Genomic DNA, 20,268 nt, shown 5'->3' with positions numbered 1-20,268 from the left:
GCCTTCAATTATTGTTGTTGAATGAGAACCTTATCCGCTACTGCAGCTGCAAAAGCATCACAATTCATTTCACCTCCTAAGTCACGTGTACGGCCCTCGAGAAGTTGAGATGCTAACGCCCCTTCGAGAGATAACGCCGCTTTTTTGAATTTTGGTTTGTCATGTTTTGCAGCGAGCCATGTCAACATCATTGTGCAAGAGATAATCATAGCTGTTGGGTTTGCTATGTTCCGACCTGCAATGTCGGGCGCCGAACCATGTGCACATTGAGCAATACAAGTGTCATTGCTTGCATTAATCGAGCCGCCCAACCCGAGACCTCCTGCGAGTTCAGATGCAAGGTCAGAAAAAATATCGCCATACATGTTTGAGCAGATTACTACGTCGAATTCTTGCGGCCTTCTGACGATATGGGCTGCGAACGCGTCAAGAATAACTTCCTCCACTTCCAACTCAGGATAATCTTTGGCAACATCCAAGCACACATCTCTCCACAACCCATCCGTTATCTTCATAACATTTGCCTTATGAATTATCGTTATTTTCTTTTTACGTTGCATGGCAAACTCACACCCTGCCCTCGCAATATTAATTGTTGCTGACCGACTTATGTTACGGACCGATTGGGCAAGGTCGGGGTTAGCCATAAACTCTGCTCCCCCCTTATACATATTTCGGTCGGCATAAAAGCCTTCCATGTTTTCCCGCGCTATCACCAAATCCATCTTTGGCACATGAGCTGGCACGTTGGGTCGCGTCTTGGAAGGTCGCATATTAGCAAAAAGGCCAAGAGATCGCCGAACCACCCCGGATGGATTTGGATAGCTCTGATGTGCAGATGGATAACTAACGTTATCGTGTGGGCCGAAAATTGCCCCGTCTAGCTCTTGAATACGCTTTATGACTTTCTCCGAACAAGCATGCCCATGCACCTCTATACCTTTGAGCCCAATATGTTCCTCCTCGAACGTAATACCGAGATCGTGGGCATAGTTAACAGCTTCCAAGCATTGTTTTCCGGCCGGCACTATTTCTGGCCCTATGCCGTCTCCGTTCAAAACCAAAAATTTCATACATAAAAATCCTTAATCCTTGTAATCTGCTTCATCACGATCAAGCACTCTCTTGAGCGCTTCAAAATGGTCCTGCGCTCCTGCACGCTCCCCTTCTGACTGACTAGCGGTGCGTTTAATCACTTCAGACGAGAGCTCGCGCAACGGTCTCCCGGTCGACATTGCCAGAACCTGAACTTGTGCAGCGCGTTCAAGATAGTACAAGTCGTCGTAGGCGGAAGCAACTGTCGAACCAGTTACTAATATCCCGTGCGCCCCCATCAGCACCGCACTTTTATTGCCCAATGTCGCTGCAATTCGATCTCCCTCCGCCACATCTAATGCAGTCCCATTGTAATCATCGTCGTAAGCAAGCAAATTTTGAAAACGTATTGCTTTTTGTTCGATCGGCTCCAGCCGCCGGTCTTTCAGTAAACTAATGGCTGTTGTGTAAGGTTGATGGGTGTGAAGAGCACAAACGGCTTCAGGGCGAGCTAGGTGAACTCGGCTATGTATAAAAAATGCTGTTGGCTCAACTGTACCGTTGCCCTCTAAAACGTGACCATCATAGTCAGCAAGAAGTATATTAGAAGCGGTAATTTCAGACCAGTGCAGACCCCACCTATTGATAAGAAATTTGTTATCGCCAACGGCGTAGCTGAAGTGATTACAAATACCCTCATGTAATTCATGGCGAACAGCCCACCGAAAAGCCGCTGCTAAATCAATTCTTACTTGCCACCGTTCTTCTTCTGACAACAAGATCTTAACCTTTCATTTTTAGATACAGATTGTACTGGCTATGTAGATTGTGCAAGAACAAGAACGAAAGCAAGCCCCAACTTGAACTTATGAGCCTGATAAGGATCAATTCAGTATGACAAATATTAAGACACGGGAAGGCGCTGTCAAAAAAGCACATGATCGCTTTGATGATGGCAGTTTTTTAAAAGAGCTCGCGCGTCGCGTTGCTATTCCAACAGAGAGCCAAGTGCCGGAATTGGCTGATGAATTGCATCGATACCAGAGAGACGAAATGGTGCCATGCCTCAAAGCATTGGGATTTAAGACGAAGGTTGTTGAAAATCCAGTTAAAAATCGTGGTCCCGCACTCATAGCATCGCGGATAGAGAACGAGACATTACCCACAGTTTTAATTTATGGACATGGCGATGTCGTTCGCTCTGTAAGATCCGAATGGAGCGAAGGCTTAGACCCTTACAAGATGTCGATAATGGGGGATAAAATTTACGGTCGCGGAGTAGCCGACAATAAGGGTCAACATACTTTAGCATTAAATGCGTTCGGCGCTGTTTTAGATGAACGAGATGGCAAATTAGGGTTTAATGCAAAAGTTATTATTGAGATGGGAGAAGAACAAGGATCTCCTGGTCTTCTGAAAATAATTGAAAATAATGCAGATTTTTTAAAATGCGACATCTTTCTTGGCTTCGATGGCCCCCGAAAATCATCAAAGTGCATGGATTTAAATCTTGGATGCCGGGGAGGTGTTTTTTTCGATTTAATAGTGGATCACAGTCGGCCAGGCGCCATGCATTCAGGTCATTGGGGGGGCGTTCTTCCTGATGCTGGGATTCAGCTGGCTCATGCAATTGCAAGTATTTCTGACCCGCGCGGTAGAATAAAAATTAAAGAGTGGCTGCCTGCCCAAGTTCCAGCACAAGTATCTGAAGCATGCAAATGCCTGGTAGTTGATCAAGGTGCTGGTACAGAGGAACCAGATCCAAATTGGGGTCAGCCAGATTTAAGCGTACATGAGAAAACACTTGCCTGGACTAGCTTCGCTGTCCTTGCATTCAAAACTGGCAATCCAGATAACCCAGTAAACGCAGTTCCTTCCTACGCTAAGGCACGATGCCAAGTACGATACACCACAGACGTAGACCGTCAGGTATTCATTCCAGCATTGAGGCATCACCTTGACAAAAAAGAACTTAACCATGTCAAGATAAATACCGAGATAGGACGCGATCAATTTCCTGCTTCCCGTACTGATCCAAACCACCCTTGGGTGAAATGGGTGATGAATTCGATTAAAAAGACTACAAACGTTAAGCCCAACGTTTTGCCGTGTTCATCCGGCTCGAATCCGAGTGAATTATTTAAGTCTGGACTAAAAGCGCCAGTTATTTGGATTCCTCATTCTTATAGCGGGTGCAACCAACACGGACCAGATGAGCACGGTCTTAAATCTTTCCTGCGCGAAGGACTAGGGGTGACTGCGGGCATATTTTGGGATTTGGGAGAGGGCTCTACCCCCCATAAATATGGGAATTGTAAATAGGGTTTGATACTAGAATTTAATCGCTAATTTGATAACACTATTAGTGTTGGACGAGCCATTATGGTTTTTTCCTGTTTGAAAAAATAAGAAACAACGCTTCGGTTATGGATCGACTTCTTATTCGCTAAAACGTCATATGATCCAACCATTGGAAATAAAGTTCTAACGAAAAAATGTACAAATCAGGGCACAGCTAAAAACTATTTAGTCTTAAGCACATCGACACCTTGCATGCCAAGGGAGAGTTTCTCCCGCATGAAAAGGAACAACAGTGATATCCTTTTCAATAATCTTGCTTGGCAGGCTATGAGGCGAGCGCTTGAGAGTCACGGTGCCATCATTCAAGGGCAGGCGGTAGAAACGCGGCCCAAACACTGAAGCGAAGGCCTCTAATTTGTCCAGAGCCCCCTCTTCCTCAAAAGTCATCGCATAACTTTCTAGTGCTGCCGGCGCACTAAAGATTCCTGCGCAGCCACATTCACTCTCCTTGTCTTTTTGAAGATGTGGGGCTGTATCTGTCCCTAGAAAAAATTTCGGGCTCCCGGAAACAGCCGCTTTTCTCAAGGCAGCACGATGGTGACGACGTTTAGCAACAGGTAAGCAATAGGCATGTGGTCGCAGGCCTCCATCAAACAAAGCATTTCGATCAATCCTTAAATGATGCGCCGTTATCGTTGCAGCTACAGATGACTTTGTTTCGCGAATAAATGCCACCGACTCTTCAGTTGTTATGTGCTCAAGAACGACCCTCAGTTCAGGGAAATTCTGTAAAGCTGGTTTCAAAATGGTATCAAGAAATACAGCCTCTCGATCGAAAATGTCTATTTCAGGGGACACGACCTCCCCATGCACTAGGAGTGGCATTGATATTCTCTGCATTTCTTCGAGTACAGAGTAAATATTTTTTATATCGGTAACACCGGCAGAAGAATTAGTGGTAGCACCGGCCGGATAGAGTTTACATGCAGTAAACACACCTTGTCGAAAACCATTCTTAATTTCTTTCGGATTAATATCGTCTGTAAGGTAGGCTGTCATTAAAGGAGTAAACGTTCTATCCGGTGGCAAGGCTCTCAAAATCCTATTTTTGTATGACAGCGCAGCAGCGACGGTTGTGATTGGCGGAACAAGGTTTGGCATAACAATAGCTCGAGCAAACTGACGCGAAGTGAAATCAAGTGCTAAGGCTAACATTTTGCCATCACGGAGATGAACATGCCAGTCATCAGGCTCTCTAATCGTTAATGTATCGTTGAGTTTGTCTTTAACCATTCGATAATCTCAGTGAGAACCATAAATATTGTTTTCTGGAATAGAACACAAATAAATCAATTTCAACCGCACAAACGAACTAGAACAGGCTTTTATGTTAAGCAGCAAGACTGCGCTTGCAGAAAAAAACATTATTGAATGCGAAAACTTTATGTCCTTGCTTTTTCGAAGCTGTCATCATAACAAGCTGAAGACCTTTTTATTATTTGTTCTACGCTGCCACATCTTTGGTACCCCACAAAACTGGATTCGCTAAACAAATGCAAGCGCAATAAAACCGCAATCCTTTTAAACTCCTGTTTTCTTGAAATATATTCAGCATGACTGGCGCAAACAACACCAACACTTTATTTTTGACTGCTAGGCTAATAACATAAAAGTGCGAAGATAATATGATCCCGAGATACAGTCGTCCTGAGATGAAGGATATATGGGAACCAGCCAATCGTTTTCGTATCTGGTTCGAGATAGAGGCACATGCATGTGACGCAATGGCGGAGTTGGGCATTATCCCAGAACCCGCAGCAAAACAGATATGGAAAGGGGGAAATCTTCCTTATACGCCTGAGCGGATAGCCAGAATTGATGAAATTGAAGCGGAGACAAAGCACGATGTCATCGCTTTTCTCACAGAACTAGCCGAGCAAATTGGCGAAGAGTCGCGGTTTGTCCATCAAGGCATGACATCTTCCGATGTTCTGGATACCTGCCTGTCCGTGCAATTGACACAGGCTTCAGATAAACTTTTAGATGGTATCAACAGGCTGCTTGTTGCGCTTAAAAAGCGAGCTATTGAACACAAACACACGGCGTGCATAGGCCGGAGCCATGGCATACATGCCGAGCCCACAACTTTTGGTCTTAAATTAATCGGCCACTATGCTGAAATTGTACGCTGCCAAAAACGTCTTATGGCTGCACGTTCTGAAATTGCTACATGTGGTATATCAGGCGCAGTTGGAACTTTTGCAAATATTGATCCATTCGTAGAAGAGCACGTTGCAAAGCAACTGGGGCTTTTACCCGAACCAGTCTCAACACAGGTCATACCTCGTGATAGGCATGCGGCATTCTTCTCCACCCTAGGTGTTGTGGCCTCTGCTGTTGAGAGATTAGCAACTGAAATACGGCATTTACAGAGAACTGAAGTAAGAGAGGCCGAAGAATATTTTGCGCCGGGTCAAAAAGGCTCTTCAGCGATGCCACACAAACGCAATCCAGTCTTAACAGAAAATCTCTGCGGTCTAGCGCGCATGGTCCGCTCTATGGTTACACCAGCGCTCGAGAATGTTTCTCTTTGGCATGAACGGGACATTTCTCACAGCTCTGTTGAACGAATGATTGCACCGGATGCCACAGTGGGCCTCGATTTTGCACTGCATAGACTTTCAGCCGTTGTAGAAAACTTAGTTGTTTATGAAGACGCAATGCGGCAGAATTTAGAAAAACTCGGTGGTTTGCATAATTCCCAACGAGTTTTGTTGGCTCTTACCCAAAAAGGCATGAGCAGAGAGGATGCTTATCGGCTCGTACAAAAAAATGCGATGGAGGTTTGGAAAGGCAATGGTTCATTTCTCAATCTTTTAAAAAGCGAAAGCGAAATAACCGATTTTCTCGCGAATGATGAACTTGAGACACTTTTCGATTTAGGATACCACACCAAACATGTGGAGACAATTTTTAGGCGCGCACTGGAAGATAATTAAATTTGGCATCACAGCCCTATCAGTGGCCACCGTGGCTGCCCTACTCAATGTTGCGCCAGTTTTTTCGCAGAATTCTGTCTTTAACAATGAAAATCCAACTTCAGTAAATGTGGACCCTTTGACGCGGGCCGTCGAAGGAAACCCTTTAACTCTTATTCGTATCGCCGCACTTAGTCTAAAGGAGCCATCGCATCAGGGCGAAGCGCTATCAGGGCTTGTATCAGCGCTATTGGCAAGAAACAAGCCAGATGACGCTGCCATTGAAATGAAGGCCATAACTGATCCGTTATGGCGCGCTCGCGCTTTGATACATGTTGCAGACTATCAAAAACGACGTGGACGAATACAAACAGCTAAAACTACGCTTAATAAATCTTTTGGTTTGGCTAAGGGTAAGCAAATGGAACGCGATGGCGGTGCCACGGCAATTCGCGTAGCCGAACGCTTCATTGCCCTTGAGGACTTCCAGGCCGCAACAGCTGCTACACTTGTGATACCGGACAAATTTGAACAGATCCGACTCTTGCTTAAGATCGCAACCCAGTTACAGCAGAGCAAGTTGCCTGTTTTCAAGACAGACAGCAGAAAAGTTCTGGCCGCAGCTTATAAAATTGCAACCTCGATTAGGCCCACTACGAAAGAATCCATTACAACGATCATCCGCATTGCTGAATTCCAAATTGGCGCCGACGACCGAGAGGGCGCTCGGCAAAGTTTGGCACACACTGAAAATGTTCTTGAAAAAAGACGGTTTATGGGACGGGATCAACTCCGCGCTGATCTTGCTGCTGCGTTGGTGCTCATAGACGACCCGGTAGCAGCCCAAGCAATTGTTCGTTCCACAATAGACATAGGCCGTAAGGCTCGTGCCATCGCTTCAATTGCTCGCGCTTCTGCACAAAAGGGTAATATGGAAGCTGCAGTATCTTTATTTACTTTAGCCTTTGAACAAATAGAGAAAATTAAAGATAAAACTTTGAAATACCTAGCGTTGACTCACATCATCGTAGAACAGGCAAAAGTGGGCCTCCTGGCAGATGCATTTCGCTATGCAGGGGTCATTAGAGATAGAAAACCACAAGCACTTGCTTTGCTTAAAATGGGCCGTGTTCTTCTAAAACAAAAAAGATATAACGAGGCAATCAAACTAGTAGACTTCATTCCATACGTTAGTATGCGCAGTCAAATATTTGTACCCGTTGCTCTTGATACAGGACTTCGAGGCGATAAAGAGAAAGCAAGCAATTATCTTACAATGGCCCTGAAGGAGACTCGCTTTAAAGCCTCCCCCTTGGAACTGAAAAAAGCATTGCCGCTTGTTATAGATGCTCAATCCAAAGCTGGGTCCGTTGCGAAGAATGATGCATTGTTTAAACGTGTTCTGGAACGGTTTGATGAACTTCCTGATGATTCTACAAAAATTCATGTTTTAACAAGGATCGCAATAGCGGAGGCACGAAGTAAAAGGCAGACGGCAGCATTAAGAGCATTAGCTGGAGCATGGCGAATATCATGGCTCAATCGAAGAAATCAAAAATATCCATCGATATTGACCGATCTTATGAAGGCTCAAATTGAAGTCGGAGAGCTCTTGCAAGCTTTTGATTTAGCTGCACGCGTCCCTGATAGCGTTACCCCTCCGCAACAACCCGGACAACTGGAGGCAAGCCTAAATGCACGAAACGCTGCTTTAAGACGTGTTGCCGTCGCTGCGGCAGCAGAGGGGAAGCAGCGCTTGGCTTTGCGTGCAGCAGGCAGAATCCGAGATATAGCATCACGTGCAAGGGTGTACGGCGAAATAGCAAAAGCCTTTCCATCCGAAAAAAAACAATATGATAAGGTTGAACAAAATAAAAGTTTCCGAAATGACACTTCGCAACTTCCCAGACGCGAAAAATCGGATAAAATTAAAAGAGGCGGAGATATGTTTGGGTCGTCGCAAAACAAACAGTCGGGCAAGGATAGTATCGAACCTGCAGGGAAAGGAACCCCTAAAAAGTTGACACCCTAAATGTAAATTATGGAAATATTTTTTTGGTCACAAGGATAATAGTGGCAAATTAAACTTTTTTGCAGATGGACAAATATAAAATTTATTTCTCTATTTTCGAATGTATGCTTATTCTCGAACGGAGCTGCCTATAACACCGTATCGCGGTTCCAACGAAATTGTGATTTATTAAATGTGTACGTTAGTCATATTAAGGCGCCGAGATCATGAATGGCCTTTATTAATTTCAGCAAACCGGGACGAGATGAGATCTCGGAGCTGGAATAAACCCGCGCGCCATTGGCAGGATAGACCCTACACAATCGCAGGCCTTGACCAATTTGCTCAAGGAAGCTGGCTTGGTATAAATGATTTCGGTGTGGTCGCAGCTGTCCTTAATAGGCACGGAAGCCTAGGTCCAGCTCCAAATAAGAGAAGCCGCGGCGAACTCGTTCTTGAGGCGCTAGATTTTTCAGAAGCATCCGATGCCGCAAATTCTATTGCTGACCTGAATTCAAAGGCCTATCGTAGTTTCAATCTTGTAATTGCGGACAATATAAATGCATATTGGATAGCGAATTCAGGTCCTGGAAACCGGTTGTTAATAAACTCAATCCCCTACGGCTTGCACATGTTAACAAGTTACGATCTTAATGATGAAACAAGCGAACGAATAAAATATTATCTACCACTTTTTAGGAATGCAGACACACCACGACCGGAGATTAATGATTGGAGTTCTTGGCGTTCGCTTCTGGCCAGTGAAAAACTTGCAAACGCCGCAGATGTTACCAGTGCAATGTGTGTGGACCGTGGTAATGACTACGGCACAGTATCATCAAGTTTAATTGCGCTTACCTCACCTGCGGGGCGGCAAGCGAAGACGCAGTCCGACACGTGGTATTTCGCACCAGGCCCGCCTAACCGTAACGATTATAGCCGCATTGAGCTTTAATAAATTTGAGTTACCAACAAGCTGGATTTAAATAATGAGCCGAATCCGATATGAGCCTTGCGCATTACCGCCTGAAACCAATGCATTGCGACTAGAGGTTCGAGACTTTTTAAATGCAGAGCTTTCACATCTCAAGCCATCAGACCGGGCAAATAGCTGGAGCGAGGCTGACGAGGACTTCACCAAAAAGTTGGGAGCGAAGGGGTGGATAGGTATGACTTGGCCGAAGAAATATGGAGGCCAAGAAAAAACCATGCTCGAAAGATATGTTGTACAGGAGGAGCTTCTGGCTATGGGTGCCCCTATAAGTCTTCACTTTATAGCCGATAGACAATCAGGCCCACTTTTGATGAGGTTTGCTAGCGAAGAAGTTTGCAGAGATTTATTGCCGAAAATAGCCAAAGGGATTTGCTATTTTTGCATCGGCATGAGTGAACCTGATACAGGCTCAGATTTAGCTGCAGTTAGAACACGAGCAGAACGAGTAAGCGGAGGGTGGTTAGTTAACGGCTCAAAAATATGGACCTCCCAAGCACATATGGTTCACTATATGATAGCACTCTTTCGCACAAATACAGATACCGAGAAGCACCTAGGGTTATCGCAATTTCTCGTCGACCTTCGCCACACAAAAGGCATAACGATCCAGCCTGTTGTTAACCTGGCGGGCCGACATGATTTCAACCAAGTTTTTTTTGAAGATGTACTTTTGCCAGACACAGCACTTATCGGCACAGAGGGTCAAGGCTGGGATCAAGTTATGACAGAGCTGACCTTCGAACGCGCCGGACCTGAACGTTATATGTCCAGTCAAGTTCTAATGAACGAAATAGTGCGAGCTGCCACCCAAAATCCAAGTGAGAGAATAGCGGTAGAGATAGGTAAAATGGTTGCCAATCTTGCAAGCTTACGTCAGATGTCTTTATCGGTAGCAGGGATGCAGCAAGCTGGCAAAGACCCGGCTTTAGAAGGATCATTAATTAAGGAAATAGGAGTTGCTTTTGAACAGTCAATTCCAAAAACAGCTCACGATTTATTCGGAATTGAGCCCGGTTTGAATAATGGCTCAGAGCTTGAAAAAACCTACGCTATGCTCAATATGTTGGCACCTTCTTTCTCTCTGCGAGGTGGCACCCGTGAAGTTATGCGCGGCATAATCGCAAAATACATGGAGCTGCGCTAGACCAGTCCCGATGAATGAACTCTCCGAAATATTAAAGCAAACTGTAGACCGCCTCCTAAATGACTACGTAACACGGGAGAGTTTAGAGGCCGCCGAAGGTGGCATGTTTCCCCATAAATTATGGGAGGCACTAGAAAGCAGTGGTCTCACTCAACCATTGGCAACTGAACAAGATGGAGGGGTCGATGCGCACTTTACCAACGCTTATGAAATAATTTACGGAGCTGGTTATCACTCAGCCCCGGTTCCGCTCATCGAGACAATTCTTGCAAGTTGGTTAGCAAAGAAAACTGGAATCTCAGTTCCTAAAGGGCCTATAACCTTGATAGAGAATAGAAGGAGCAATGCGCTTAAATTCAAGCAGACTGGCTCTGACTGGTCACTGTCTGGCACTGCAGCCCACACGCCATGGGGGAGCGAGGCAGAGCATGTATTCGTAATTGCGGACGCAGGCGGAGCACTTCGTTCAGGGATTTTACAAACCAGCAAAACCACCATAATTCCCGATTTAAATATGGCAAAGGAACCACGCGACACGCTCATTTTTAAAAGCACACCAGTGTGCGAGATAAGCGAACCCCTTAGTTATGAAATAACACGAGATGTAATAAGGCTATACGGCGCTATGTTTCGGTCAGCCCAAATGGCGGGCGCATCGCAACGGGCGCTTGACCTGGCTGTTGAATATGCTCGTGAACGAAAAGCCTTCGGTCGACCCATTGCGAAATTCCAAGCAGTTCAGCATCAGTTAGCCAATTTAGCTGCACACGTAGCCCAAGCAACTATAGCAACTGAGGCTGCTTTTCGTGCCGCTGACCGGAGGGATCCGAGATTTGAAATATCAATAGCCAAAGTTGTGGCTGGCCAAACCGCAACATTAGCGGCTGAAACTGCACATCAGGTATTTGCGGCAATAGGTTTTACGCATGATCATATGCTTAATTTTTCAACTCGCCGGCTCTGGTGTTGGAGAGCTGAATATGGATCAGATAATAATTGGGCAGAAGAAATTGGTCGTCGTGCTGCCGGCAGGGGTCCAGATATGCTATGGAATGACTTGACAGAGGTGCAAAGCTAATTGCTCGCGAATCAGAATTAGATTTCTTGTGGCATCTTATTTCGATCCAAGTGCTCTCATACTAAAAAGACAACTATTTTTTGGGTTTATAAAATTTTTTTGGTCTGGGTTTTTTTGAAGCTTTTACAGTATGTTAGGATCCTTTTTGGTTGGAATATCCTTGGTAAAGAAAGGTCCAATATCCTCAAAAAAAATTCAGCTCTTGATTTGATTGGTTCAACGACATCGGAGTGTTATACGATCCTGTGCCTGTGTTTTTAATTATAGAAGTACTTCAGCGAAAGACGTCAAAATGACACGCCGCCGCCAAATTTATGAGGGTAAGGCCAAAATCCTTTTTCAAGGGCCCAAACCGGGCACGATTGTGCAGTATTTTAAGGACGACGCCACGGCATTTAATAATGAAAAAAAAGGCACGATCGCCGGCAAGGGCGTTCTTAATAATCGAATTTCAGAGTACATGATGTTACGCTTGGCAGAGATGGGCGTGCCGACACATTTTGTGAAGCGTCTTAATATGCGCGAGCAACTGGTACGCGAAGTCGAGATCATACCCGTAGAAGTGGTCGTTCGAAATGTTTCTGCGGGGCAGTTCGCTAAACGGTTTAAAGTTGACGAGGGAACACCGCTCCCAAGATCGATAGTGGAATATTATTACAAAGCTGACGAGTTGGGCGATCCGCTTATTTCCGAGGAACACATAACAGCGTTCGGCTGGGCTACCCCACATGATGTGGATGATATGATGGCGCTAGCACTTCGCATTAATGACTTCATGTCGGGATTATTCATGGCTATCGACATAAAACTCATTGATTTTAAACTCGAATTTGGACGATTGTATGAGCAAAATGGGGAAATGCGCGTCGTTTTGGCAGATGAAATAAGTCCAGATTCGTGCCGATTATGGGACGTCAAAAGCAGTGAGAAAATGGACAAGGATCGGTTTAGACACGACTTGGGTAAGGTGGAGGAGGCCTATCAGGAGGTAGCGCGTCGCCTTGGTATTTTACCCGACATAGAGGAAAATGAGAATTCCAAGCCTAGAAAAAGAAAATAGACTCATGGAGCATGACCAATGAAGGCAAAAATTCAGGTAATGCTTAAAGAGGGCGTCCTTGATCCGCAGGGGAAAGCCGTCCAACGTGCGTTAGATGGGCTTGGATTTAGCGATGTGGGAGAGCTTCGACTAGGTAAGGTCATAGAGCTTGTCATAAATGAGAATAACCCTGAAAAAGCACATGCTCAAATTTCGGCTATGTGCGAGCAACTTTTAGCTAACACGGTAATAGAAAATTATCACATAGAGTTATCCGAGTAGGAGCGCATGTAACGGTGAGATCGGCAGTCATCGTTTTTCCTGGTTCTAATTGTGACCGCGACGCAGCGGTTGCTCTTGAAGCCCTCACCGGCAACCAACCAGCAATGGTCTGGCATCGAGATAGTGTGTTGCCACAGCGATTGGATTTAATCCTAATACCAGGCGGTTTTTCATACGGAGATTATCTCCGAGCAGGCGCTATGGCAGGCAATTCTCCGATTATGCTCGATGTTGTCAAAGCTGCTAAAAAAGGTATTGCTATCTTAGGAATTTGTAATGGCTTTCAGGTGTTGACAGAAACAGGCCTTCTTCCTGGCACACTTCTCAGGAATTCGAAATTAAACTTTATTTGTAAAAATGTCGGCGTGACCGTTCAAACACAGGATAGTATTTTTACCGGCGGCTACTGTGTTGGCTCTACACTTGAACTGCCGATTGCGCATCATGATGGGAATTACTACGCAGATGAAGAAACCTTGAATGAGCTTGAAGGAGAAGATCGTGTTGCATTTTGTTACTCGGGCTATAATCCAAATGGGTCACAGCGCGCAATCGCTGGTATCCTCAACAAAAAGCGCAACGTTCTTGGTATGATGCCACACCCCGAACGTGCCGTGGATGCGAAGCTCGGGGGCACCGATGGGTTAATATTATTTGATACACTTGCAAAGAATCTGATGTGATGACACTCGATCCAAAAATCACTGAAGAGCTTATTACTGAGCATGGTCTTACAACTGATGAATATGCAAACGTAGAAAGTATTTTGGGTCGCGCTCCGTCTTATACAGAACTTGGAATTTTCTCTGTCATGTGGTCGGAACATTGCTCATACAAAAGCTCAAAAAGATGGCTAAAGACGTTGCCAACTAATGGACCACAAGTAATCCAAGGTCCGGGTGAAAACGCCGGTGTGGTGGACATAGGAGAGGGGCAAGCTGCTGTATTCAAAATTGAAAGTCACAACCACCCTAGCTACATAGAGCCATATCAAGGCGCCGCAACTGGTGTTGGAGGCATTCTACGCGACATTTTCACAATGGGTGCACGGCCAATAGCAAATCTCAATGCACTGCGTTTTGGAGCTCCCGATCATCCTAAAACACGACATCTTTTGGCAGGAGTTGTTTCTGGAATTGGCGGATACGGAAACTGCATAGGTGTTCCAACTGTGGGCGGCGAAATAGATTTTCATCCCTCATACAATGGCAATATTCTGGTAAATGCAATGACCGTTGGACTGGCTGATCAAGAGAAAATATTTTATTCAGCAGCAGCCGGTATAGGGAACGCCGTAGTGTATGTTGGTTCTAAAACCGGGCGGGATGGAATTCATGGTGCTACAATGGCGTCAGCAGAATTCTCCGAGGATGCACAAGAAAAGCGGCCAACAGTGCAAGTTGGTGACCCATTTACAGAAAAATTACTCTTGGAGGCATGCCTCGAGTTGATGTCTACCGATGCTATTGTTGCGATACAAGATATGGGGGCTGCAGGCCTTACTTCATCATCTGTGGAGATGGCATCGAAGGGAGCAGTGGGCATAGAGTTGGATTTAGATAATGTCCCAGCGCGAGAAGAAGGAATGAGCTCCTACGAATTAATGCTTTCTGAGAGTCAGGAGCGCATGCTTATGGTAATCAAGCCAGACTCAGAAATCATGGCAAGGAAAATATTTACAAAATGGGAGCTCGATTTTGCAATAATAGGTTCCATCAATGACACGGGCCAACTCGTTATCAGGAAAGATGGGCAGGTGCACGCTAACATTCCGGTAGCGCCGCTTGTAGAGAATGCACCGGAGTACGATAGACCTTGGAAAGCTACCCAGCCAGATGTGAGAATTGATCCCACTGAGTTGATTGCCCCGAAAGATATACATAACGTCCTCAGAACACTCATTTCTTGCCCTGACATGGCGTCAAAGCATTGGGTTTGGGAACAATACGATCACATGGTAATGGCTGACACAATCGTCGGCCCAGGTAGTGATGCGGCCCTTGTGCGAATTCATGGCTCAGAGCGCGGCCTCGCCGTTGTAACCGATTGCACACCTCGCTATTGTAAAGCAGCACCTGAGGAAGGTGGCAAACAGGCAGTTGCCGAAGCATGGCGGAATATTACAGCGATAGGTGCAAAGCCACTCGCACTAACTAACAATCTAAATTTTGGTAATCCGGAACGTCCAGAAATAATGGGGCAATTGGTTGGTTGTATATCCGGGATTAGAGATGCAGGGAAAGCATTGGATTTTCCAGTGGTGTCAGGAAATGTCTCTCTCTACAATGAAACAAACGGTGAGGCTATACTACCTACCCCCGTTATTGGCGGCCTTGGACTTTTAAAGGACATAAAAAATCAAGCGCACTTAGCGTTTCAACGAAGTAATGAAGAAATCATTTTGATTGGTGAGACCGAAGGGTGGTTAGGGCAGTCACTTTACCTGCGAGAAATGGAAAATCGCGAAGAGGGAGCCCCACCCCCTGTTGATTTGTCAGTGGAACGACGAAATGGTGACTTCGTTCGTAGTCTTATTGAGAGTGAGGAGGTGCGTGTATGCCACGATGTTTCTGATGGTGGCCTTCTGGTCGCCGTTGCTGAAATGTCAATGGCCAGTGGGATTGGCGCCAAATTGATCCCAAAAAGAATTAATATTCCACTTTTTTCATGGGCTTTCGGTGAGGATCAGGCACGCTATATCATCGCAGCAAATAATGCCGAACCTATATTGAGCGCTGCTCGAAAAGCAGATGTGCCTGCGGAAGTAATCGGAACTACCGGAGGCTCAACATTGACTTTGGGCTCCTTAACCTCCATATCCGTGGAAGAGTTGCGAGATTGCCACAGACATTGGTTCGAACATTTCATGCAGACCAGATAAGGGAGATATACATGGCAATGAGGGCTGATGAAATTGAGCAGATGATCCGAGACGCTCTGCCAAGTGCAGATGTGAAAATAAATGATTTGCGTGGTGACGGCGATCACTATGCTGCGCACGTTTGCTCAACTGCATTTAAAGGTAAAACAAGAGTCCAACAACATCAAATGGTGTACGATGCTTTACGGGGCCGTATGGGCAAGGAGCTGCACGCCTTAGCCCTGCAAACCTCTACTCCTGATGATTAAGCATTGCATCAATTTTCCGTAATCAATTTACAATTAACATGAGGCAAAATAATGTCAAATAACCCCGCTCACGAACTGTTACAAAAAGAAGTCAATGAAAATGATGTTGTTTTGTTTATGAAAGGGACCCCGGTTTTTCCCCAATGTGGTTTCTCAGCTGCAGTTGTTCAAGTGTTAGGAGAACTGAATATCAAATATAAAGGTATAGATGTTCTCGAAGACCCTTCGTTAAGACAAGGTATCAAGGACTTCAGCAATTGGCCGACGATCCCCCAGCTGTACGTAAAGGGCGAGTTTATAGGTGGTTGCGACATTATCCGAGAGATGTATGAATCTGGGGAGCTTCAGACTTTGATTGAGGATAAAGAAATACAAAAGGCAACTTCTTGAGTGCAAGGCTACGACATATTCTTAGGATCGACGCTTTTATGCGACAGGGTTGCTATGTAACAAAACCCATTAATCTGTTCATTGGGTACAAATTTTTTTGCAACATTGGTATATACGATACTACCACGGGCCTTGTGATGCGCTGAAAATATACAAATGGGTATGTCTTGCTAACATTAATTAATAGTTAGCAAAAATTCGAGTTCCCATTTGAGTGACCTGCAGGCACTTTTTTTATCGGGAGTAAAATTCAATAACTAGATTTGGTTCCATTAAGACCGGATAGGGTACATCTTCGAGTTTCGGCGCACGTACGAATGTGGCCTGCATTTTGCGCGGATCCACTGAAACATAATCAATAAGTTCACGCTCGCTGGATTCCATCGCTTCTAAAACCATGGGTATCTCGCGACTTTTAGCCTTAACCTCGATAATATCACCATCACTCACTGAATACGATGGGATGTTAACACGTTTACCATTTACAGATATGTGCCCATGATTGATAAACTGCCGAGCAGCAAAAACCGTCGGGACAAACTTTGCCCTATATACCACTGCGTCTAACCGGCGCTCTAGCAGCTCTATCAAGTTTTCAGAAGTATCACCCTTTTGTTTGGATGCTTCCAGATAATACCGTCGGAATTTCTTTTCCCCAATATTTCCGTAATAGCCTTTGAGCTTTTGCTTTGCCTGAAGCTGTGTGCCAAAATCAGATGGCTTTTTCCGACGCTGACCATGCTGACCAGGAGCATACTCCCTTTTGTTCCAAGGACTTCGAGGACGGCCCCACAGATTAACACCCAAACGGCGATCAATTTTGTATTTAGCGCTTAAACGTTTACTCATATCTAATGCACCCTGGTTTACCCGGTGTTTTTTAATAATCCAGTTAGCCTAACGAATGGCGGGGCCACAGAATATTTCAACCCACGTTACCGGAAACCGCAAACTCTATCTTTTTTTGACTGAAGTCAACGCAATTTATGAAATTTTCTTCATCTCAATTTTGTCACGCTCATTTGCCAAAAATACAATTATCAAGACACAACTTCCCGCCTCCGGCGACTGTGATAAAAAGAAAGAGCGGACAGAGAAAGATTAGGGCTTTAACGATTAAATATTTTTGGTATCTATTGCGTATGGAAGGCATACCAAATATACAATAGGCACAAATTACAAAACGTCCGATCAATTAATACTTATCAACATACCTCGGACTTTAATGCGAAGTCCCATGGAAATGCTTAATTTAAAAGGGTCATAATGAGCTATATTAAAAAAGTTGCTTTACTCTTCATTCTAACTTTAATTCCTCTCTCCTCTCCGCTTGCCCATGAAATAGCTGGTGGAGGGTCGGGTTTCTTACATGCCATAACAGCTCCGGAGCACTTTATTAATTTTGTTGCTCTTGCACTGATGGTTGCGTTGGCTACTTCACTTTTTGGCTCTCAAGCCTACATTTATATAGTGTGTGGTGTAGCAGGTTCGTTTGTTGGGCTTTCACATGTGGGTTTAACCTCTTTTACTGGTATTTTGTTTGTGGGAGGGTTTGTTGTCGCAGGTATAATGATAACATTTTGTGCCCTTCGGGTCACAACTGGCATTGCGAAATATCATTGTAAATCAAACGAGCAACAGAGATAGATTTGCCATTTGGCGGTCAATAAATTATTTGAAGATTAATTCGAAAGGTACACAAAATGCTTTTTCGCTTAGCGCAGTCTCTTGAGTCCTTGAGTAAAATATCAACGGTAAACGCTCACTGTGATATTCCCTGCAAAATTTACGATCCATCAACTTCATTAATTGCTGCCCTGTCGGTTATCCGACTGATGGACATTATTGCTGAGACGGCAGGCAAGGATGGTTCTCCGTCCATTGACGACCAAAATACTATTGCGCGGAGTATCTTGCGCAAGGAAGAGGAAGCTGAAAAGGTTAAGCATGAGGTTCGTATAATCTGGGGTGACTATTTCAAAAGTCCGCAAATCGAAGCTTTCCCCGAGATACACGAACTAGCCCACAAAATCATGATGAAGGCTAGTGCGTGCAAACAGGGCACTAAGCGGAGCGATGGTGAAGAACTGCTTGATTTAGTTAACAGGTTTGCCGAAATCTTCTGGGCCACCAAAAGCGTAGAGACGATAAAAAAGACTTGTCCTTACCCGCCCGAACTACCTACGGTATACCCTGTTCTTTAGGTACTTCCCATGGCGGATGTTTCGCGTTTGTGGTAGGAGCATGTCACCAGTCCTCAATGATGGCGATTATGTGATTACTAAGGCTGTTTTGCCTGACGATAATTTAGATGTTGGTGATATTGTTGTTTTTGAACATCCGGATGTCGGACAGGCTATAAAATCAATAAAGAAGATCAGACATGAAACTGTGCAGTTTCGCGGATATTCACAACTGTCAATGGGCCCAGACGAGATGGGTTGGATAAATCGCGATCGCATTACCAGCCGTCTCGTTTTAACAATAGGTTCGACCGGAATATCAAAACTAGGTAACAAATCGAATAAGAAAAGTTAAAGTGATGAATACTTAGATGGGGGAGGCACACCCTCAAGGCGTCATTTATCCTTTGCTTGAGGTTGTTTAAGCACAGGGCATTCCCACCATAGCCGGATAAATTCTGAAAAATGGATGTAAGGCACAAAACAATTCCAACGATTGCCTCCTATTTCCATGTATCGCCTGGCGCTAATGTGCAGCACACAGCCCCCTACAGTTACTATTAAGCTTATTAACGCCTCTCGATATATGTACTGATCTCCACTTGTAATAAAAATCAATATTACAAATACACCGATCAATGCAAAAGATAATTTGAAGTACTTTTTGAATTTTACTTTGCCTAAAGGCTTTTTTGCAAATATTACTGCAAGTAAATATGACACTATAACATGTAATCCAATCATGCTGTGCAAATATTGCGTGCTCATTATTTTTTTCCGTTAGCGTAGCCCTACGCCCGATTACTCGGTTTTCATTTGGCTTTGGATCTCAGCCATGTTTTCCAGTGTTCGGCGAGCTTTAGCAACAATTGGGTAATCTATAAAATAACCATCGAGCTGAATAGATGATGATCCTAATTTTTCGGCCGCCTCAAAAGCAGCTACAACTTTTTTTGCAAAAATAACATCCGCATCCGAAGGGGTAAAAACCTTATTCACGATTTCGACCTGTGGCGGATAAATACACATTTTACCCTGAAATCCGAGCTGCTGTGCATTTAAAGACGATTTTTCAAAGTTATTGGCATCTTTAATGTGAATCCACACAGTGTCGATGGGCGGCTCCAATTCGTGCGCACGAGATTGTAATACCATTCTAGCGCGAGCGTCTCTTAATTCATCTTCACAAAGAGTCCAATGAATATTAAGATCGTTGGTATAGTCTCCAGCACCAAAAGCCATTCGCCGAACGCGTCCTCCAACTTTTGCTGAAGCGATATCATCTAACATTGCAATCCCTTTACCGGTCTCTATTATGGGTATTAGGTCTAAGGCATTTTTCTTCATTCCGGCGCCAGCCTCTAAGTTTGATATTAACCAACTTATAGTTTCCAACTGACCAGACCGCTCCACCATAGGCAGTACAATACCATCTAGCCATGGACCCACAATTTGAGCAATATCATCATAGCAAAATTCAGTATCGAAACCATTGACCCTGACATAACCTTTGGCTGATCGAGTATTTTTAAGTGCGTCCACAACATGCGAGCGACTTGCCTCCTTTTCTGCGAGAGCAACGGCATCCTCAAGATCAAGGATCACAGCATCGGCTCCACAATTGAAAACTTTTTCAACTTTGCGTGGATGATTCCCGGGAGCGAACAAAAAACTACGATAAGGCATCGATAAAGTCTCTTTCTA

General features: G+C 44.7%; 20 protein-coding genes. 15 read left to right on the top strand and 5 right to left on the bottom strand.

Annotated elements, in window-relative coordinates:
- Positions 1–8 precede the first annotated feature (8 nt).
- Entirely contained in the window at positions 9–1,073 is a 1,065-nt protein-coding gene (locus tag VX941_08575; protein ID MEE2933463.1) for an isocitrate/isopropylmalate family dehydrogenase, read from the bottom strand.
- Between the two features lie 12 nt (positions 1,074–1,085).
- Positions 1,086–1,814: an aldolase gene (locus tag VX941_08570; GenBank protein MEE2933462.1), complete on the bottom strand. Its 729-nt coding sequence runs from the start codon at positions 1,812–1,814 to the stop codon at positions 1,086–1,088.
- Between the two features lie 115 nt (positions 1,815–1,929).
- Here VX941_08570 and VX941_08565 point away from each other — a divergent pair, with 115 nt between their 5' ends.
- The gene (locus VX941_08565; GenBank protein ID MEE2933461.1) at positions 1,930–3,357 is read left to right on the top strand and encodes a M20/M25/M40 family metallo-hydrolase; all 1,428 of its coding nucleotides are present in this window, start codon (positions 1,930–1,932) and stop codon (positions 3,355–3,357) included.
- A 210-nt stretch (positions 3,358–3,567) separates the two neighbouring features.
- Here the strand turns inward: VX941_08565 and pyrC are convergent, their stop codons facing one another.
- Entirely contained in the window at positions 3,568–4,629 is a 1,062-nt protein-coding gene (pyrC, locus tag VX941_08560) for a dihydroorotase (GenBank protein MEE2933460.1), read from the bottom strand.
- A 392-nt stretch (positions 4,630–5,021) separates the two neighbouring features.
- Between pyrC and purB the strand changes: the two genes are divergently transcribed.
- The 11 genes from purB (at position 5,022) to grxD (ending at position 16,381) form a co-directional block, all read left to right on the top strand.
- The gene (gene purB, locus VX941_08555; GenBank protein ID MEE2933459.1) at positions 5,022–6,335 is read left to right on the top strand and encodes an adenylosuccinate lyase; all 1,314 of its coding nucleotides are present in this window, start codon (positions 5,022–5,024) and stop codon (positions 6,333–6,335) included.
- Entirely contained in the window at positions 6,295–8,346 is a 2,052-nt protein-coding gene (locus VX941_08550) for a hypothetical protein (GenBank protein ID MEE2933458.1), read from the top strand. Before purB ends, VX941_08550 begins: the two co-directional genes overlap by 41 nt.
- 172 nt (positions 8,347–8,518) lie before the next feature.
- Positions 8,519–9,280 (top strand): NRDE family protein, encoded by a 762-nt coding sequence (locus VX941_08545; GenBank protein MEE2933457.1) that lies wholly within the window; start codon positions 8,519–8,521, stop codon positions 9,278–9,280.
- A 34-nt stretch (positions 9,281–9,314) separates the two neighbouring features.
- A complete protein-coding gene (locus VX941_08540) occupies positions 9,315–10,463 on the top strand; it encodes an acyl-CoA dehydrogenase family protein (protein ID MEE2933456.1) in 1,149 nt (382 codons plus the stop codon).
- A gap of 10 nt (positions 10,464–10,473) precedes the next feature.
- Positions 10,474–11,541 carry an acyl-CoA dehydrogenase family protein gene (locus tag VX941_08535; GenBank protein MEE2933455.1) on the top strand — a complete coding sequence of 356 codons (1,068 nt, stop codon included), beginning with the start codon at positions 10,474–10,476 and terminating at the stop codon, positions 11,539–11,541.
- Positions 11,542–11,833: 292 nt separating this feature from the next.
- On the top strand, positions 11,834–12,601 hold the full coding sequence (gene purC, locus VX941_08530; protein MEE2933454.1) for a phosphoribosylaminoimidazolesuccinocarboxamide synthase: 768 nt from the start codon (positions 11,834–11,836) through the stop codon (positions 12,599–12,601).
- Between the two features lie 18 nt (positions 12,602–12,619).
- Positions 12,620–12,862: a phosphoribosylformylglycinamidine synthase subunit PurS gene (gene purS / locus VX941_08525; GenBank protein MEE2933453.1), complete on the top strand. Its 243-nt coding sequence runs from the start codon at positions 12,620–12,622 to the stop codon at positions 12,860–12,862.
- A 14-nt stretch (positions 12,863–12,876) separates the two neighbouring features.
- Positions 12,877–13,545 (top strand): phosphoribosylformylglycinamidine synthase subunit PurQ, encoded by a 669-nt coding sequence (gene purQ, locus VX941_08520; GenBank protein MEE2933452.1) that lies wholly within the window; start codon positions 12,877–12,879, stop codon positions 13,543–13,545.
- The gene (purL, locus tag VX941_08515) at positions 13,545–15,743 is read left to right on the top strand and encodes a phosphoribosylformylglycinamidine synthase subunit PurL (GenBank protein ID MEE2933451.1); all 2,199 of its coding nucleotides are present in this window, start codon (positions 13,545–13,547) and stop codon (positions 15,741–15,743) included. Before purQ ends, purL begins: the two co-directional genes overlap by 1 nt.
- A gap of 11 nt (positions 15,744–15,754) precedes the next feature.
- A complete protein-coding gene (locus VX941_08510) occupies positions 15,755–15,991 on the top strand; it encodes a BolA family transcriptional regulator (GenBank protein MEE2933450.1) in 237 nt (78 codons plus the stop codon).
- 51 nt (positions 15,992–16,042) lie between these two features.
- Entirely contained in the window at positions 16,043–16,381 is a 339-nt protein-coding gene (grxD, locus tag VX941_08505; protein ID MEE2933449.1) for a Grx4 family monothiol glutaredoxin, read from the top strand.
- A 234-nt stretch (positions 16,382–16,615) separates the two neighbouring features.
- Here grxD and rpsD read toward each other — a convergent pair whose 3' ends face one another.
- On the bottom strand, positions 16,616–17,230 hold the full coding sequence (rpsD, locus tag VX941_08500) for a 30S ribosomal protein S4 (protein MEE2933448.1): 615 nt from the start codon (positions 17,228–17,230) through the stop codon (positions 16,616–16,618).
- A 417-nt stretch (positions 17,231–17,647) separates the two neighbouring features.
- Between rpsD and VX941_08495 the strand changes: the two genes are divergently transcribed.
- From VX941_08495 to VX941_08485, 3 genes are read left to right on the top strand one after another with little or no spacing between them, the layout of a single operon-like run.
- Positions 17,648–18,028, top strand: a complete 381-nt coding sequence (locus VX941_08495; protein ID MEE2933447.1) for a hypothetical protein — start codon at positions 17,648–17,650, stop codon at positions 18,026–18,028.
- A 56-nt stretch (positions 18,029–18,084) separates the two neighbouring features.
- Entirely contained in the window at positions 18,085–18,585 is a 501-nt protein-coding gene (gene sodN / locus VX941_08490) for a superoxide dismutase, Ni (GenBank protein ID MEE2933446.1), read from the top strand.
- Between the two features lie 16 nt (positions 18,586–18,601).
- A complete protein-coding gene (locus VX941_08485) occupies positions 18,602–18,919 on the top strand; it encodes a S24 family peptidase (protein ID MEE2933445.1) in 318 nt (105 codons plus the stop codon).
- Positions 18,920–19,365: 446 nt separating this feature from the next.
- On the opposite strand, the gene VX941_08480 is transcribed toward VX941_08485, so the two are convergent.
- Complete coding sequence (locus tag VX941_08480; GenBank protein ID MEE2933444.1) at positions 19,366–20,250, bottom strand: CoA ester lyase; 885 nt, start codon at positions 20,248–20,250, stop codon at positions 19,366–19,368.
- Positions 20,251–20,268: the final 18 nt, after the last annotated feature.

It is taken from the genome of Pseudomonadota bacterium, assembly GCA_036339585.1.
Lineage (GTDB): Bacteria > Pseudomonadota > Alphaproteobacteria > UBA8366 > UBA8366 > UBA8366.
Note: the sequence above shows the minus strand (reverse complement) of the source record. Positions and strands in the feature narration are given on the sequence as shown.